The sequence below is a fragment of the Ohtaekwangia kribbensis genome (genome assembly GCF_042676245.1).
GTDB lineage: Bacteria > Bacteroidota > Bacteroidia > Cytophagales > Cyclobacteriaceae > Ohtaekwangia > Ohtaekwangia kribbensis.
In genome coordinates, this window is record NZ_JBHTKA010000002.1 from 17,949 (window position 1) to 33,880 (window position 15,932).

Below are 15,932 nucleotides of genomic sequence, written 5' to 3' on the forward strand. Positions count from 1 at the left end.
AACTTGATTATTATTATTCAATGATATAGCGGTAGATTGGATCGATATCACACGTGTGATCGACCCGGCAAACCTGGTCGATCAAACCGTTGTCGATGTGATACACCCAACCGAGAATAATCGGGCGTTGTTCGCCCTTCCATGCGCGCTGCACGATCGAGGTCTTGGCCAGGTTTGTGCATTGCTCCATCACATTCAATTCAACCAACCGGTCGGCCCGTGCATCGAAGTTCTCGATTGCCTCAAGCTCCTGGCGGTGAATGCGATACGTATCTTTAATGTTACGTAACCACTTGTTGATAAGGCCGTAGTCGTTGTTTGTCATCGCGGCCTTAACACCTCCGCAGCCATAGTGGCCACAAACTATAATGGTCTTTACCTTCAACACCTGCACGGCATATTGCAATACACTCAAGAGGTTCAGGTCGGTGTGCACTACCAGGTTGGCTATATTACGATGTACAAATATATCTCCCGGCTCTGTGCCTGTCACTTCGTTCGCAGGTACACGGCTGTCCGAACAACCGATCCAGAGAAATTCAGGAGTCTGTACAAACTGATGTCTTTTGAAAAAATCTTTATCGTATTTGACGCGTTCCTGCGCCCATGCTCTATTTTGAAGTATTAGTTTTTCGTGTGATTCCATGGAATGTAATTAGTTAGGTATCCGGAAAAATTCGCTTGATGATGAGTACGTCTTCTTGACTTCTACTTGTATGTTCCTGCTTGGAGCGTTAAGTATAAAGTCTTCGATGGTCTCTATAATATCCGCATCAATAAACTGCGAATTTCCTCCGTCTATAATCAGGTTGGCACCTTCGGGTATACGTTCAAATGTCTGACGTAACACGGCTTTGTTGAGGAATGATACATCTTTGTTGAGGCGCAGCAGGTAATTACCCTCGTGCTTGACAATAGATATAGCTTCGTGAAAATTACTTTTCAACACGAAGAACACACCTACAACTATACCGATAAAGATACCCACCAGTAAGTTGGTTAACAGTATAGCAATAATGGTAACAATGAAAGGAAGGAACTGGTCCCAGCCTTTACGGAACATCTCTCTGTAGAGTGATGGCTTGGTAAGTTTATACCCTGTCATGAGCAGTATACCAGCCAGTGCCGAGAATGGAATTAAGTTTAATATACCTGGAATAAGTACGATCGCCAGCAGGAGCATGGAGCCATGAAGTATAGTTGACATCTTGGTGCGCGCACCGGAATTGATGTTGGCCGATGAACGTACGATTACCGCAGTGATAGGCAACCCTCCGATAAGTCCGGATACAAAGTTACCAATACCTTGTGCTCTCAATTCACGGTTCAGCGGAGTGATGCGTTTGAATTCATCCAGCTTATCGGCCGCTTCAATACTCAACAGACTTTCAAGACTTGCTACCAGGGCAATGGTAATGGCTGTGATATAGATCTTGGGATTTCCGAACTGTGTAAAATCAGGGAACGAGAACAGGCCCAGAAAATCATTGAAGTCTTTCGACACCGGCAGCGACACGAGGTGCTCTTGTTGAATCGTAAGAGAAGGAGAAGATTTGAACAGCACATTTAGCACAACACCCAACACCACAGCAACGAGAGGTCCCGGAACAAACTGGAAGAACTTGTGTCTCTTGAGTGCCGGCTTATCCCACAGGATCAGGATCGCGATGGATAAAACGCAGATTATAATTGCTCCCGGAGACAGGTAATTTAACGCAGAGAATATTTCTGAAAATGTATTCTCGCCATCTGACTGAATGAACGATTCATCACCTTCGTAGTCTTTGTCATATCCCAAAGCATGAGGAATCTGCTTCAGAATGAGAATGAGACCAATGGCCGAGAGCATTCCTTTAATAACACTGGCAGGGAAGAAGTGCCCGATCGATCCGGCCCGAAGAACTCCCAATACAAATTGAAATATACCAGCCAATACAACGGCCAGTAAAAATGCCGGGTACGATCCTATATCATGAATGGCGGCAATAACAATGGCTGTTAAACCAGCCGCTGGTCCGCTCACGCTCAGGTTAGAGCCGCTGAGTGAACCGATAACAATACCACCGACAATACCGGCTATAAGACCTGACAGCAGCGGAGCGCCAGAAGCCAGTGCTATACCCAGGCACAACGGTAAGGCTACCAGAAATACAACGATACTGGCAGGTATATCATACTTAAAATTCCCGAAGGGGTTTGAAACATTTCGCATTTGAAAAATAATTGACTTGATAAAAAGTTATGCTTGCTGATGACGCTAATGCGTGTACAGAAAATTCCAGTTCATTCCCTTCTTTACACGAGAGAGAAAGCTATGTTCCAGAGATTGCTAAAGAGTCAGCGGGTCAGGCTTCGGGAGGGGGGCAGAAAAGTTCTTTGCTTCGGGTGAGCAGTTTTGTGTTTGAACTTATCCAGTGAACTTTATTGAGAGCTACTACGGTAAACGTTTCAGGATGAATGTGGTGCGTAAGCAGAAGATCAATCTCGGATGATACCGGGTTTCCTTCTTCAGAGCAGGAGCCTGCTATATCTTTTTCTTCTTCGTTGGCTGCACCGGCTACAAGTTTGGCGATATTTTCCATCATCTTCCGGTTCTGCAATAACTGAAGCGCTTCGACTTCAGCCAGGAAGAAGTTCATGTTGAAAAAGATGATCACTGTAAACAGCGTCATTATTTTCTTCATAACCATGTTGGCAAATACCTTCATCAAGGTCAAAAGTACGTTATTTTTTCAAAATTGGTTTCGATTCACGTTCTTCGGGCGTTAAATCAAAAGCGTTTAAACCCATTTTGACCTTTCAAATGCCTGATAAACATGCCAGAAAGAACAGTTCGGAAGCTGTATTAAATTTAGCTTAAAAATTTAGAGAAGGTACGTGAACCGGCTTTTGGTAAACAGAAACTATACATCGTGATTATACTATAATAAACCTGAAATACATGAAACAGCCTGATGCGTTGAACCTGGTAGCCGAATTTCACAAAACTTTTAAACATCCGATTCTCGATAAACCCGCTATACCGGGAGAAGACCGATGCAAACTTCGTGTAGCACTAATCGCCGAGGAATTGAAAGAACTTGAAGTAGCTATACTCGAGAAAGATATAGTTAGTGTTGCTGATGCACTATGCGATATTCAATATGTACTCTCCGGAGCTATACTGGAGTTTGGTCTGGGAGACAAGTTCAGTGCATTGTTTGAGGAAGTACAGCGCTCGAATATGAGCAAAGCGTGTCGCACAGAAGATGAAGCCAAAGCAACTGTTGAACACTATCTGAAGAAGGATGGTACTGAATGTTATTATAAACAGGAAGATGGTAAATGGCTGGTATACCGTAAGTCTGATAACAAGACGATTAAATCAATAAACTATAGCCCGGCTGATCTGGATGGTATAGTTACCAAAGCTTAAATATAGAATTCAAATTGAAAGACTGAATCCTGGCCACGCTGTTGTAAGGGATTGATTGCCAGGATTTGGCCTTCGTTATAGGCCTTGATGAACTCCGTTCTGCTGATTCTTAATTTACTATGTCCGGGCTTTACGCGGTGATACTGCATACGGCCGGACGTGTTAGCTGTAGCCGTATAAATATAGCTGAACTGCAAGGGGATAGGGGAGGGTATATACCGCATACCAAACTACTCATCCGTTGTACGAATTTCTGAACTCTAATTGTATAATCGAATTCTGCTGCGCGTTGTACTGGGCCAATAGAGCATACGCCCATTGTGGTACATAGTTAAAGTTTCCTTCAAGCTCATCAATCTTCATACACAGTTCGCGTACATAAAATCGTATCTGCTCCAGATTTCTGCAGGCCGTGGGCTTCTCAAAATTCCGGGAGGTAAAATTCTTTAGCTCCGTTTCTATCTTTTTGCGCTCGTAGTCGTTCATAATTGTGTGTATTATTACACAATAATACGTATTATTTAGATAAAATATTAATATATATTGTGTAAAATTGCACAAATATTTTTGACATAGAAATCCCATTCTGAATCCAGAGAAATATCCACTATTAAATTAGATTACTTAATTTAATTAACTGAAAATCAGGCACTAATTGATGAGTAATTAAAGTTACAGATCACTATTCTAGTCCAACGAATTTTTAGTTACCCAGTAACGATACGCTATCAGCGCCTGATCAAATTTGCTCAATTGTGTAATGTCCCGCTTGCTGTAACGAGGTATAATGGCTTTATTGATGCGCGCCAGAATTTTAAAAAATGTTTTTGACAGCATGCTCTGTAATATGTTTATTTCCTAAATCGTTTTAATCCTTATATTTAAAAGTAAAGTACTAAACCAGAACTTAATGCAAACACAAAGCCCCTTTCTAGAAGTATGGAATCTCTGCATGATCATAGGTGCTATCATCATGACTGCTGCCGGAATTGCAATCTACCTGCTACACAAACTAAGGATATCAACCATAAAAGATTACAAGGCGAAATACGACTATATCAACCAAAAGGAAATTAAGAATTACAAAAAAGTATTCCTCTGCTTCGCTGTGGCGGCTATGCTGTTGATCAACTTATATAGCATGGGTAAACTGCACACCGTAGAGGTATGGTTTTTTGTAAGGCTCTTTATGTCGATTGCCGGTGGTACGCTTGTAGCTTATGTAGCTGCACTGGTGCTGGATTACTACTACCCGACTGTATTGAACGGTAAACTTCGTAAATGGCGCTTCATGCCGCGTACGAGTGCAGCCGGTAACAAGATGAGGTTACTCAGCGAAGAAGAAGAAGATGTACACCTGGAAGAAGGTATGCAGGCGGAGGAAAATGTTTTCTCGATCGACTATGATGTGTGGATTGACGAGAAAAGCGGTGAAGTAAAGATCGACAAGTATCCCGGCCATTTACAGGCATTGAAATGCAATAGCTGCGGATTCTACACGATGCGGATTGTTAAGGAAGAAATTACCCGCCATCCAAGTAAAGATGCAGCCGGTGAATTGATTAAGCACTTTCAGTGTTCATACTGCAAATCTGTTCGTGCGACTGCCTATAATATTTCGACAAAAGAAGCTGACGATTACCGGAATGAAGGTATCCATACCTTTAAACGGAACAAAAATATTGACATGGTGCGCGTAGAAATTCACTCCAGTGTTTCAGGTAAGAAATTCTTTGAGTTTCAGAGTCTTGAGCAGGCGCAGAAGTTTTTGGATGAATATGACTCCGAAAAAGGAGGCTAGACTTTTTTATAGAAGTATGATCGTAAACGTCCTTTCTTACGTTATGAAGAAAGGCATACGATTTGCCGGCAATAGTAGAAAGGGAATAAAATACAAGGGATGATGATGAAGAAAACATTTTTTGCAGGGATTATCAGTACAGTACTTTTAGTACCCGGCTTTCTTTTTGGAGGCATTGCAGACACAACGCAGTTAAAGCCGAAACCTGTTTTTGGGAAAGAGGCGAAAGTTGTTACCTATATATTGGATAACAATCACTACCGGAAGATAACACTGAACGACTCGCTGTCGTCTGTTATCCTCGACAGCTATATCAAGAACCTCGACAACAACAAAACGTACTTTACGTCAGCCGATCTCGCGACTTTCGAAAAGTATCGTCTGGTGATCGATGATATGACGCGCGCTGAAAACGTAAACGCAGCATTTGATATATATACTGCGTTCAGAAAACGTTTTGTTGAACGCATGGACTATATATCCAAGAACCTGATCAAGGAAAAGTTCGACTATACAACCAACGAATTTTACGAGACAGATCGCGATAAAGAGCCGTGGTGCAAAAACGAACAAGAGCTCAACGAAGTCTGGAGAAAGATCATTAAGAGCCAGGCACTCAGCCTTAAGCTTGCCGGAAAAACACAAGCCGAGATTGAGAAGATGTTGACAGAACGTTACGATCGTTTCAGAAAGTCCATCCTTCAGTTTAACAGCGATGATGTTTTCAGTCTGTATATGAACAGCATCACCGAGTCGTATGATCCCCATACCAACTACCTGTCACCGAAAGCTGCCGATATCTTCAAGCAAAATATGAGCTTGTCGCTGGAAGGTATAGGAGCGAGACTGCAAACTGAAAACGACTATACCAAAGTAGCAGAAGTTATCGTAGGAGGTCCTGCACACAAGAGCGATCTTATTCATAATGGCGACCGCATCATTGGCGTTGGTCAGGGTGAGAAAGGTGAAATTGTAGATGTTATCGGCTGGCGTATTGACGATGTTGTAAAACTTATCAAAGGTCCGAAAGGCACTACCGTAAAATTACAGATACTCCCGGTAGAGTCTGGTGTGAATGGCCCGTCCAAGACTATACAAATCGTACGCGATAAAGTAAAGCTGGAAGATCAGCAAGCCAAGAAGAGTGTTATGCACTACGAGAAAGATGGCAAGAACATGAACCTCGGTGTTATCACACTGCCAAGTTTCTACATGGACTTTGAAGCCTATCAAAAAGGCGATCCGAATTATACCAGTACATCGCGCGATGTGAAACGTCTCATCAAAGAATTACAAGACGAAAAAGTAGATGGCATTGTGCTCGACCTGCGTAACAACGGAGGAGGTTCTCTTACCGAAGCGATCGAACTTACCGGTTTGTTTATCAAGGAAGGTCCTGTGGTGCAAGTGAAGAACTCTCTGAATCGCATCGATGTACAGACTGATGATAACCCGGCAGTTATCTATAACGGTCCACTGGTAGTGTTGACCAACCGCTTCAGTGCATCAGCATCTGAGATATTTGCGGGTGCTATACAAGACTACCATCGCGGTGTTGTAGTGGGTGAATCTACATTCGGTAAAGGAACCGTACAGACTGTTATTGATCTGAAACGTTTCATCAACGATCCGGATAATGAAGTAGGTGAATTGAAACTTACTTTCCAGAAATTCTACCGCGTTACGGGAAGCAGCACACAGAACAAAGGTGTTACTCCCGATGTAAAATTACCCACAGCACTCGATCCTCAGCAGTTTGGTGAGAGCTCAAACCCAAGTGCTTTACCGTGGGATGAGATCAGAGGAACACTATTCCAGAAGACTCCTGTAATCAACGATCGCGTAATTGCGAACCTGAACAAGTCATACCAGGAACGCCTGAAGTCTGATAAAACACTGGCGCAATTTGTAAACGATACGGAAGAAGTTCGCCAGAGCTACCGTGATACCAAGGTATCGTTGAATGAAGTAGCGCGTAAAAAAGAAATGGAAGACGCAGAGAAGAAAAAAGCTTCACGTACTTCACTCAGCACAAGTCTTCCCAACAAAGAAATACCAACGTCTGATCTGAAGGAGTTAGACGATGAATACCTGCGCGAAGGACTCTTCGTATTGGGCGATCTCATCATTACAAAAATCGGTTAATCAATCAGTTACAGCTTCATGAAGTTATTTTCTCAACACGCTTGAGAAAGTAACTTCATGTGCCGTACTTGCATGGGATTGTAAATTCCTATGAAGCAGTATCTCGACCTGATGCAAGACATCCTCGATAACGGGGCAAGCAAAACTGATCGCACCGGCACCGGTACATTATCCGTATTCGGAAGACAACTTCGATTCGATCTATCAAAAGGTTTCCCGCTTGTTACTACCAAGAAGCTTCACTTACGATCTATCATTTACGAATTACTCTGGTTTCTAAATGGCGATACCAACATCAAGTATCTGAACGATAACGGTGTGACTATCTGGGACGAGTGGGCTGATGAAAATGGAGAACTCGGTCCGGTATACGGAAGCCAGTGGAGAAGTTGGCCTGCACCGGATGGCAGACACATCGACCAGATCACACAAGTAATCAACCAGATCAAACAGAAACCGGATTCACGCAGACACATCGTTACCGCCTGGAACCCTGCTGAAGTTGATAAGATGGCGTTGCCTCCATGTCATGCACTGTTTCAATTCTATGTAGCCGATGGTAAATTATCGTGTCAGCTATACCAGCGCAGTGCAGATTACTTTTTAGGTGTTCCGTTCAACATTGCATCGTATGCGTTAATGACCTATATGTTTGCGCAGCAGTGTGATCTGCAGCCCGGTGAATTTGTGTGGACTGGTGGTGATGTACATTTATATACCAATCACCTCGAGCAAGCTAAACTTCAGTTATCGCGTGAGCCGCACGCATTGCCGGAACTAGTAATCAAACGCAAACCCGAATCAATCTTCGCCTATGCGTTTGAAGATTTTGAGATACGCAATTACCAGTCGCATCCATCCATCAAGGCTCCTATAGCAGTCTAGGCTTTTATCGTTAACAGAATTTTAACAATTGTATAGGTTGTACTGCATGCTGTTCGTGTGGTACAACAAGACGTTTATACACGCAATCTTTTTAGAAGTAGTACAAGTCTGCCGCAGTTAAATTTCGTATATTTAACATAGCTACACACTCCTATGAAACCCCTGTGCATACTCTGGCTGGTACTGTCTTCTTTTGCAGAAGATATTCCTTTTAAATCAAAAGATGAGTTTGAGGTCAACCTCGATTTCAAATTCAGAACACGCGTTAAAGAAACATCCGAAGTATATACTTCAACAGCTTCCAATACCTCCGGTCCATTACCGTATCTCACCATCAGTATGAAAGTATTAAAGCTTGCACCGGGCGAAACCAAGATCCGTATCATCAATAGCAAAGGTCAGCTGCTATATACACGCAAAGCTGTTGAAGGCACCGTTGTAAACCTGGACATGGGCTATACCGATGATATTAAAGGCCGTGTCACCGAGCACGAATATACCCTTGTATTTATATCACAGGACAAAAAGCCCTTGAGTCGCATTGTGATTCATTTCCAGGAAGATGGCTCATACTTCATCAACGATGAAAAGCGTGGTAAGGTATAACGGCCCATCGTTTCGCAACATCAGGTGCCATTCATGTATCTTCTGCCACGCCCAATCGCATGAGTGATGTTGGTTTTCATTTTTTTAGCGTTAATTCGCACCAACAAAACTATATCCACCATCCACCATGAGGACTTGTGTTTTTGTGCTTCTGCTGATGCCATCATTTATTTTTGCGCAGCAGAACAGGCAACCTGATGCCGCACAGATAAAATTAAAATTAAAGAAACTGAATGTACTCGCATCCGTGCTATATATGGCGGCACATCCCGATGACGAGAACACGCGCATCATAACCTATCTCTCGAACGACTATCTCACGACTACTGGTTATTTATCATTGACCCGCGGTGATGGCGGACAGAATCTGATCGGACCGGAAATCCGTGATCAGCTTGGTTTGATCCGCACGCAAGAGTTACTCGCTGCCAGGCGCATTGATGGCGGACAACAATTCTTTACACGTGCCAATGACTTCGGATTCTCGAAGTCTGCCGATGAGACTTTTCGCATTTGGAATAAAGATGAAGTACTGTCGGACGTAGTAGCAGTATTCCGTCAGTATCAACCCGATGTGATTATCACACGTTTTCCTCCGGATGAGCGCGCAGGGCATGGTCATCACACAGCCTCTGCTATACTCGCACAGGAAGCTTTTGATCTCGCTGCCAATAAAGATATATATGCTGATCAGGTGGCACAATTCGGAACCTGGCAACCCAAACGTTTATATACCAACACCGGCAGATGGTGGAATACAACCATCAACGAAAATACGCCCGGTATAATAACGTTACGCGTTGGAGAGTATAGCACCTTGTTAGGACAGTCTTACACGGAGATTGCAGCCATCAGTCGCAGTCAGCATAAGAGCCAGGGATTCGGTTCCAGCGGTACACGCGGTGATCAGCCGGAGTTCCTGGAGTATATGAAAGGTGCACGGGCTGAGAAGAATATACTCGAAGGTATAAATACAACCTGGAGCCGTGTAAAAGGTGGTGATAAAATTCAGCCACTCGTTACAAAAGCCATCGCTGAATTTGACGGAGAGAAACCATCGGCAACCGTAAAGATTCTATTGTTATTGCGCAAGGAAATACAAAAGCTTGAACCGGGTATATGGAAAACACGCAAGCTTGCCGAAACGGAACAGCTTATAGCCGACTGCCTTGGACTTTTCATGGATGTTACTGCCGACAAATATTATGTAGCGCCCGGGCAACAGGTAACAACATCACTGGAGCTTGTGAATCGTTCCGGTATAGATGTTACCGTGAATCGCATACAGGCGAGCGACCTGGGTATAGATTCAACACTGTCGCTTGCGTTGAAGAATAATATACCAGCCAACATCAGGTATATAAAAGCAGTGCGTAAATCAAAGCCTTACTCATCGCCTTACTGGTTAACCGAAAATCACGGAGTGGGCCTGTTTACGGTAACGGATAAAAGTCTCATTGGTAAACCGGAAAATGACCCGGCTATACAATTTACATTGGATGTTACGATAGCAGGAGAGGCGTTAACCATAGTACGACCGCTGCGTTATAAATGGACTGATCCTGCCAAAGGAGAACAAGCACGTCCGTTTGAAATTGTACCACCTGTATTTGTAAATGCCAACAGCAGCGTAGTAATCTTCAGCGATGCCAGTCCGAAGGATATCACCATCACCGTTACCTCGGCCAGTGACGGGCGTGTATCCGGTACGTTGCGCCTTGATTTACCCCAAGGCTGGAAAACACAACCGGAATCTATACCTTTTGAATTAACCGAGCGTGGACAGGAGCAGACAAAAACATTTCAGTTATATCCGTCTTCCAAAGAAGAAACTACGGTGGTGAAGGCAGTAGCCGTCATTGGCAACGAATCATTCGATCACAGCTTCCAGACCATCAGCTACGATCACATCCCGACACAAACACTTTTACCAAAAGCTGAAACGAAAGTTGTGCGGATGGATCTGAAGAAAGATGGAAAGATCATTGGCTATATCCGTGGTGCAGGCGATGATATACCGGCAGCATTGCGCTATATGGGCTATACCGTACTTGAAATGAAGAACGAAGAGGTAAACTTACTTAACCTGAAACAGATGGATGCCGTTGTACTGGGAGTACGCGCCATTAATACCAACAAACGCATGGGCTATATTATGCCTGCGCTGCTGGAATATGTAAAAGCAGGAGGAACACTCGTAGTACAGTATAACACCAATGGCGACCTGACCACGAAAAACTTTGCACCGTATCCGCTGGAGCTGTCACGCGACCGCGTAACGGAGGAAGATGCCGAGGTGAAAATTCTAAAACCCGATCATCCGCTCGTAAATATACCCAACAAGATTACTGCGAAAGATTTTGATGGCTGGGTACAGGAACGCGGACTATATTTTCCGAATAAATGGGACAATAACTTCGAAGCAATCCTGTCCATGAATGACAAAGGTGAAAAACCAAAAGAAAGCAGCCTGCTGGTAGCCCGCTATGGCGAAGGCTACTATATATATACCTCGCTGTCATTCTTCCGCGAATTACCAGAAGGAGTTTCCGGAGCCTATAAACTGTTTGCCAATATCGTGTCCTTGAACACCAGACGCGCAGCCGTTCCCGAGGTTCGCAAGAAACGCAAAAACAAACAAGGCTAACAAAACGTACACACCCAAACACGTAACAACGTAAACACGCAAATGAAGCCCCCTATATTTAGTTCCTGGCAGCACTGGTACTGGCTTGTTATCGGAGTAATGGTTGTGCAAATATTTTTATATTACTGGTTAACCCGCGCGTTTGCATGAATTATCTGGATTGGGTAATACTCTTTGGAACCATTGCATTTATCGTGCTTTACGGAACCTGGCGAACCAAAGGCGCACGCAACATTGAAGGCTACCTGAAGGGCGACAACTCCATGAAGTGGTGGATGATCGGTATATCCATCATGGCGACACAGGCCAGTGCTATAACATTTTTGTCAACACCGGGGCAGGCCATTGAAGATGGCATGCGCTTTCTGCAATTCTATTTTGGATTACCCATTGCCATGGTCATCATCTCGGTAACCATGGTGCCTATATATTATAAGCTGAAAGTATATACCGCGTATGAATACCTGGAGACACGCTTCGATCTGAAGACAAGACTACTGGCGGCTATACTATTTTTGATTCTTCGCGGACTCTCGGCCGGTATAACGTTGTTTGCTCCGGCACTGGTTCTGTCTACCATTCTGGGCTGGCCTACATCCGTTACTACCATTCTTATCGGCTCGCTGGTAATTATATATGTAGTATCCGGAGGTACAAAGGCTGTGAGTCTTACGCAGCGTCAGCAGATGGCAGTGATCATGATCGGTATGATCCTCGCAGGTGTTCTTGCCTATAGCATGCTCCCGAAGGATGTGTCGTTTAGCGATACCGTTGTATTGGCGGGAAGTTTAGGCAAGCTGAACCTGGTGAACCTGGAATTCAACCTGAGCGACCGCTATAATATATGGTCAGGACTTATAGCCGGTACATTTTTATTCCTGTCCTATTTCGGAACCGATCAATCGCAGGTAGCGCGTTACCTCAGTGGTTCTTCCATTGCTGAGAGCCGGTTAGGACTTATGTTCAACGGGCTGTTGAAAATCCCGATGCAGTTCATGATTCTCTTTATAGGTATCATGGTATTTGTATTTTATCTCTTTCATCAGTCGCCCGTATTTCACAACACCGTGTTGAAGGAGCGTGCGCTGAAAACAGAACAGGCCGAAGTGCTGAAAGGATACGAACAAGACTATACGAATCTATACCAGAAGAAACGCGCATCGGTCGATCAACTCGTAGATGCTATACATGCGGATGATGAAGACGGTATAAAAAAGAACAGCCAGAATGTGAAAGTCATCGCGCAGCAGGAAACCACGATACGCGATTCGGTTAAAGCTACCATCGCGAAAGCTATCCCCGGAGCAAAAACTCAGGATCGCGACTATATATTTCTGAACTTCGTACTGAATCATTTGCCAAACGGAATTATAGGACTGTTGCTCGCGGTAATGTTTTCAGCAGCCATGTCGTCTATGGCGGGCGAGTTGAATGCACTGGCATCAACTACCACGGTAGATATATATAAGCGAGCTGTACAAAAGGAAGCAGACGCTGCACACTACCTCGCAGCATCGCGATGGTTCACAGCCTTGTGGGCTATACTGGCGATGGTCTTTGCCATGCTGGCTACATTTGCCGAGAACCTTATTCAATTTGTAAATATTGTGGGGTCGCTTTTTTACGGCACCATCCTGGGTATATTTTTAACGGCATTTTATGTGAAGCATGTAAAGGGCAATGCTGTATTCATAGCCGCGTTGGTGGCGGAGTGCGTAGTGCTTTACTGCTTTTTCTATACCGACATTGCTTTTCTGTTATACAACTTTATCGGGTGTGCTGTCGTGATTGTGGCAGCGTTGCTGATACAGTTTTTTTTCAAATCACGATAATTCATTCTCCCGCCAGACGCGGTAATTTACCAGGGCTGCAGCCGCTGGACACGTCTGTTTTGCTGTTCTCATAAAAAGAACATCCCTCACGAACGCTTTTCGTTATCCTCAGGTATTAAAAATCTAACCCCATGCTTCGTAACTTTTTTAAAACTGCAGTACGCAACATCCTCAAGCATAAGACGTATTCGCTCATCAACTTTATCGGGTTGACGTGCGGACTGGCGTTATCGCTCCTCATCATTTCGTATATACGATCGGAGTTAAGCTACGATACATTTCACCAGAAAGCAGATCGCTTATACCGGCTGGCTTATACAGCACCCAACGGTTTGAAGCTGGCGACATCGCCACCGCCTATTGCTCCGGCTATGAAAGATTTCTTTCCGGAAGTAGAAGAGACTGCGCGTGTGTATGGACGCAACGTAAGTATATCGCGCGGTGAACGCAATGAATCGTTCGAGGAGACAGATATATACTTTGCAGACTCTACCTTGCTGAACATGTTTACGTTCGAGTTTGTTAAAGGTAATCCCGCGAACGCGTTAACCGAGCCTAATACGGTTTTGATCAACGAAGCGATGGCGGTGAAATATTTTGGCGATCAGAACCCGATCGGGGAGTCGCTTGTATTCGGAGGCAAGCATCCTTTTAAAGTAATTGGTGTGGTAAAGAATTTTCCGGAGAACTCGCATCTCCGCTTCAATATGCTTGTGCCTTACGAAAGCATGTATCACCTCGAGAATGATCAGGCTGCAAAAGTGATGCGCCTTAATCTCTCTGTCAATTTTATCATCAGCCATTCCTATACCTATATATTGCTCAAGCCCGGTGCCGATCCTGCTAACGTTGATCAGAATATGCAGGCTTTTCTGAAGAAATATGCGCAGCCTAATTTCCTGGTCGGGCAGGTATTTAATTTGATGCCGCTTACCGATATACATTTACGTTCTACCATGCTGGCAGAACCATCGTCCACGAGTTCCATGACGACCATTTATATCTTTGGTGGTGTTGGTATACTTACACTTCTCATTGCCTGTATAAACTATATCAACCTTTCCACGGCACAATCGTTTACACGCATCAAGGAAATTGGTATTCGCAAGATTTTAGGTTCACTCAAGTATCAGCTTATTGTCCAATTCCTGGCCGAAAGCTTTTTGTTCTGTCTCATTGCATTCGCGCTGTCATTCGCAGTATTCTATGCTACATTGCCGCTGCTGAATGATTTCACTGGCAAGCAACTGGTTTTCGGACAGGTAACCGATGCATACCTGCTCACGATCTCTTTTATACTCTTGCTATCGATAACACTGCTCGCGGGCGGATATCCGGCATACTTCATTACGCAGTTCGAGTCTGTAAACTCCCTCAAAGGCGATAAAGTAAATTATGGAAGTCAGTTGTTTCGGAAGGTGCTCGTGGTATTTCAGTTAGCGATAGCCTGTACGTTGCTGATCGGTTCACTGATGATCATGAAGCAGCTTCGTTATCTCAACAACCTCCCGCTCGGTTTTCAGAAGGAACAAGTCATCACGGTGCCGTTATTCAGCCAGAACCTCAATGGTATATTTGCCGGTAAAGATTCCGTATTTGCCGTACGACTGCAAACCTTCCGCGACCTGGTGGAAAATCAGACCGGTGTAAAAGGCACTGCTCTTTCTTCTAACGCTCCCGGTCTGGGTGCTACGTATCGCGGCACGATACCGGAAGGCTTCACGCAAGAGGACAATCTCTTCATCGCGAACATGTCGGTTGATTATGATTTCATGAAGACCTATGATATGAATGTTATCGCCGGTCGCGCATTCTCAAAAGATTATGGTACCGATCAGGCATCAGCCTATATCGTCAACGAAAGTGCTGTGACCGAATTCAAATGGGACACTCCGGAAAAAGCCCTGGGAAAAACCATCAACCGCGAAGGCAAAGAAGGTAAAGTGATTGGTGTGGTAAAGGACTTCCATTTCTCATCGCTTGCAGCGCCTATATCTTCCATGGTGATCGAGTTAAATCCCAACCAGTTTACTACGCTCAGTATAAAATTTGAAAACGCCAACGTGCAGCAAACTATAGATAAACTTCGCGATCAGTGGAGTAACATGTTTCCTGAAAAGACGTTCGAGTTTAACTTCCTCGATCAGCAACTGGATCAGCAATACCAGGATTATCAGAACTTCGGCAAGATCATCCAGTCGTTTACAGCTATCGCCATATTGATCTCCTGTCTCGGAGTATATGGACTTGTCCTATTCGTGGTGCAACGCAAGTTTAAAGAGATTGGTGTACGCAAAGTGCTCGGAGCAAGTGTTGCCAGTATTCTTAATCTTATATATAGAGACTTTGCGTGGTTGCTGCTGGCGGGTTTTGTAGTAGCCGTACCGTTGTCTTATTATTTTCTGAACAAATGGCTGCAGAATTTCACGTATCATACTGCTATTGATGTAGCAACATATATACTTAGTTTCATTTGTGTATTCCTTATTGTAACCGTTACTGTCAGTTACCAGGCATTGAAGGCATCACTGTCCAATCCGATACAATCATTGCGTACCGAGTGATGATGAAGTAATTATACTATATATAGGATGAACGACT

General features: G+C 44.1%; 14 protein-coding genes. 8 read left to right on the forward strand and 6 right to left on the reverse strand.

What is annotated here, in order from left to right:
- Nucleotides 1-13: 13 nt before the first annotated feature.
- From ACFQ21_RS09670 to ACFQ21_RS09680, 3 genes are all read right to left on the reverse strand, one after another.
- Nucleotides 14-646 carry a carbonic anhydrase gene (locus ACFQ21_RS09670; protein WP_377578358.1) on the reverse strand — a complete coding sequence of 211 codons (633 nt, stop codon included), beginning with the start codon at nucleotides 644-646 and terminating at the stop codon, nucleotides 14-16.
- A 9-nt stretch (nucleotides 647-655) separates the two neighbouring features.
- Nucleotides 656-2,212, reverse strand: a complete 1,557-nt coding sequence (locus ACFQ21_RS09675) for a SulP family inorganic anion transporter (RefSeq protein ID WP_377578361.1) — start codon at nucleotides 2,210-2,212, stop codon at nucleotides 656-658.
- Between the two features lie 133 nt (nucleotides 2,213-2,345).
- Complete coding sequence (locus ACFQ21_RS09680) at nucleotides 2,346-2,684, reverse strand: hypothetical protein (RefSeq protein WP_377578364.1); 339 nt, start codon at nucleotides 2,682-2,684, stop codon at nucleotides 2,346-2,348.
- A 257-nt stretch (nucleotides 2,685-2,941) separates the two neighbouring features.
- On the opposite strand from ACFQ21_RS09680, the gene ACFQ21_RS09685 reads away from it, so the two are divergent.
- On the forward strand, nucleotides 2,942-3,415 hold the full coding sequence (locus ACFQ21_RS09685) for a pyrophosphohydrolase domain-containing protein (protein WP_377578367.1): 474 nt from the start codon (nucleotides 2,942-2,944) through the stop codon (nucleotides 3,413-3,415).
- On the opposite strand, the gene ACFQ21_RS09690 is transcribed toward ACFQ21_RS09685, so the two are convergent.
- The 3 genes from ACFQ21_RS09690 to ACFQ21_RS09700 form a co-directional block, all read right to left on the reverse strand.
- Nucleotides 3,412-3,564: a hypothetical protein gene (locus tag ACFQ21_RS09690; RefSeq protein WP_377578370.1), complete on the reverse strand. Its 153-nt coding sequence runs from the start codon at nucleotides 3,562-3,564 to the stop codon at nucleotides 3,412-3,414. The genes ACFQ21_RS09685 and ACFQ21_RS09690 overlap by 4 nt on opposite strands.
- An 85-nt stretch (nucleotides 3,565-3,649) precedes the next feature.
- Nucleotides 3,650-3,901, reverse strand: a complete 252-nt coding sequence (locus ACFQ21_RS09695; protein WP_377578373.1) for a hypothetical protein — start codon at nucleotides 3,899-3,901, stop codon at nucleotides 3,650-3,652.
- A 201-nt stretch (nucleotides 3,902-4,102) separates the two neighbouring features.
- Nucleotides 4,103-4,252 (reverse strand): hypothetical protein, encoded by a 150-nt coding sequence (locus tag ACFQ21_RS09700; RefSeq protein ID WP_377578376.1) that lies wholly within the window; start codon nucleotides 4,250-4,252, stop codon nucleotides 4,103-4,105.
- 73 nt (nucleotides 4,253-4,325) lie between these two features.
- Between ACFQ21_RS09700 and ACFQ21_RS09705 the strand changes: the two genes are divergently transcribed.
- The 7 genes from ACFQ21_RS09705 (at nucleotide 4,326) to ACFQ21_RS09735 (ending at nucleotide 15,895) form a co-directional block, all read left to right on the forward strand.
- Nucleotides 4,326-5,216, forward strand: coding sequence for a hypothetical protein (locus ACFQ21_RS09705; protein WP_377578380.1), 891 nt, complete (start codon nucleotides 4,326-4,328; stop codon nucleotides 5,214-5,216).
- 99 nt (nucleotides 5,217-5,315) lie between these two features.
- The gene (locus tag ACFQ21_RS09710) at nucleotides 5,316-7,361 is read left to right on the forward strand and encodes a carboxy terminal-processing peptidase (RefSeq protein ID WP_377578383.1); all 2,046 of its coding nucleotides are present in this window, start codon (nucleotides 5,316-5,318) and stop codon (nucleotides 7,359-7,361) included.
- Nucleotides 7,362-7,451: 90 nt separating this feature from the next.
- Nucleotides 7,452-8,246, forward strand: a complete 795-nt coding sequence (thyA, locus tag ACFQ21_RS09715) for a thymidylate synthase (RefSeq protein WP_377578386.1) — start codon at nucleotides 7,452-7,454, stop codon at nucleotides 8,244-8,246.
- Nucleotides 8,247-8,399: 153 nt separating this feature from the next.
- Complete coding sequence (locus tag ACFQ21_RS09720) at nucleotides 8,400-8,852, forward strand: hypothetical protein (protein WP_377578389.1); 453 nt, start codon at nucleotides 8,400-8,402, stop codon at nucleotides 8,850-8,852.
- 127 nt (nucleotides 8,853-8,979) lie between these two features.
- Entirely contained in the window at nucleotides 8,980-11,499 is a 2,520-nt protein-coding gene (locus tag ACFQ21_RS09725; RefSeq protein WP_377578391.1) for a PIG-L family deacetylase, read from the forward strand.
- A gap of 146 nt (nucleotides 11,500-11,645) precedes the next feature.
- Nucleotides 11,646-13,331, forward strand: a complete 1,686-nt coding sequence (locus ACFQ21_RS09730; RefSeq protein WP_377578393.1) for a sodium:solute symporter — start codon at nucleotides 11,646-11,648, stop codon at nucleotides 13,329-13,331.
- 131 nt (nucleotides 13,332-13,462) lie between these two features.
- Complete coding sequence (locus tag ACFQ21_RS09735) at nucleotides 13,463-15,895, forward strand: ABC transporter permease (RefSeq protein ID WP_377578395.1); 2,433 nt, start codon at nucleotides 13,463-13,465, stop codon at nucleotides 15,893-15,895.
- Nucleotides 15,896-15,932 lie beyond the last annotated feature (37 nt).